Annotated in this window: 1 protein-coding gene; it reads right to left on the reverse strand. The window is 60.1% G+C overall.

Translation table 11 applies throughout. From position 1 onward, the window contains the following. Positions 1–877 precede the first annotated feature (877 nt). Entirely contained in the window at positions 878–1,915 is a 1,038-nt protein-coding gene (locus J3L12_RS16515; RefSeq protein ID WP_347708942.1) for a tyrosine-type recombinase/integrase, read from the reverse strand. Positions 1,916–2,223: the final 308 nt, after the last annotated feature.

Below are 2,223 nucleotides of genomic sequence, written 5' to 3' on the forward strand. Positions count from 1 at the left end.
GGCTTGGGCCCAGCGTAGGAACCAGCAAAAGGTCGTTATCCAGTGGCGGTTCACCACCGCCGACGCGCGCATCAAGCTGGCCCACCTGTACCCCAAACGGAGTGGCGATGATTAACTTACCAGAGCAATAGTTATTATTCTCCAGCAGCAGCGATGGCCATGCAAAATACTCGCTTCCAGAAAATAACCATTCTCCAGTGACAGCGTTAACCACTTTCAGTGACAGCGATGATCATTTTCTGGCCCTGCCTGATTTTGATCACTCGTGTCACTGAAAAGCATCACGTCTCGAGACAGCCCCAATCACGCTCCACCCATCCCCTCCAGCAAAACAACCCAAAACCCCCTGAAAACCCCTCGTTTTCCTCCCAAAAAGGGGCAAAAGGGGGGTAAAAGGGGTGGTTATACGGCCTGTGAGGGGTAGCCGAGAGACAGCCCCGCACCCCCAACAGCCCCGCCTCGCCTGTCGAAATTGACTATTTGCGCCGGACACGAGTGGTCATTTTTCCTCGAGGATCAGGGCGGTGCGGGTGAGGGGGGTTCTCTCTCGGCTACCTCGCCTCGAGAGGTAAGAGGGGGTCTAGCCCCCTCTTTGCGTGACGTTCGGAGGAGGTAAGGCAAATGAAATCATCCCCAGCCAGGTTATTTGGCTTAGAGCCAAATATGGGGTTTACACCGTCCAGGACAGTGAAAACCCCCTATATTTTGGTTGAATGAGATAGCAATGAGATTTTCTCATAAACACATGATATATAATCCACAGATAGGAGATGCCCATGGACTTCCAGAAGAAACAACTGCTTACGATTGGCCTGGTGGTGTACGCCACTATCCTGGTCACCTCGTTCTTGCATGTGCTGGCGTAGTCCGGGCAACACTATTCCTCAGTTTCATCCAGCATATCCACCACCCGGAACAGCCCCTGGAGGTCCATCTTGGCGTAAATGGCCGAGGTGCTCGGGCTGGCATGGCCCAGGAGCCGTGCGGTGGCGTGCAGATCCCTAGAGGCCCGGTAGAACCGGGTGCCCGCAGTGTGCCGCAGCATGTGCAGCCCGGAGTAGCGGCTGGGCAGGCCGATGGCCTGGTAGTGCCCACTGATGCGCCACCACAGCCCATTGGCCGAGATGCCTTTGCCCAGGCGTCCGTTCCTCAGGCTTCGCAGCAGCAGGTGGGGCTCGCCCGCCGGGGCCAGAACCTGTCGGAGGCGCAGCCAGCCCTCGAGGTCCGGCACCAAGGAGCGGGGGAGGGGCACGCTACGTCGCTTGCCCCCCTTACCCCGTACCACCAGCAGGCGCTCCTCCAGCAGCACGTCCTCAACGCGGAGGCCCACCAGCTCAGCCACCCGCAGTCCGCACTCCCCGGCCAGCCGCATCGCCAGCCGGTCGCGGAAGCTAGCTGGGTCGTCAAACTGCTCGAGGTGCTTGAGCAGCCTCGAGTACCAGGAGAAGGGCAGGGCGGGCCGCTTCTCCTCGGGTGGGGTAGGGTCGCGAGGGGCCGGGGGGCTGCTGGGCGCCGCCAGCACGCCCGCCCACTCCAGGGCGCGGTAGAACTGCCGCACGCCCACCAGCCGGAGGGCCATGCTCCCCGGACTGAGCGGTTCGTGGGGCTCGAGGTGGGAGCCCTGGGTCTGGAGGCTGGCCACGTAGCGGGCAAGGGTCTCGCGGCTGCTGCGGGCGATTTGTTCCCGGGGTGCGGGCGCATCCGGCGGCCAGCACCAGGCCAGGAAGTCCCGCAGGGCAAGGCGGTAGTTTTTCAGGGTGCGGGGGCTCAGGGTGGCCTGCTTGCGGCTGTAATTAATTAGATAGGCCTCGAGCAGCTCGAGCAGCGCCGTCTCGTCCCGCTCTTGCAGAGCTCGGTGGGCCTCGAGGCGGCGGCGGGCCGGGTTCTGCCAGTTGGTTTTGAGGACGATTTTCACTGGAGACTATTATACTAGTCTTGAGTAAAATGCAAAAATAGTAGGAGAAAGCGAGTGCGCAGCAGCGCTCAGAGAAATTCTTTCAGATTACAGACATGTGCGCCTGATCAGCGCTGGGGTAACTATTTTTGCCGAACTCTTTGACCCCCTGTGATTTCCCCAGTTTGCTTTATACGCCTTAGTGTGCTACCTCATAACTCCACCCCGGCCATCTTCAAGAGGATGCGGCTGCGAATGAGGTTGTGCACCAGAAGGATGAGGTTGACCCGAGCCACCAGCCCCCAGTAGGAGCAGGCTTCTACCCTGTG

The organism is Meiothermus sp. CFH 77666, assembly GCF_017497985.1.
Classification (GTDB): domain Bacteria; phylum Deinococcota; class Deinococci; order Deinococcales; family Thermaceae; genus Meiothermus.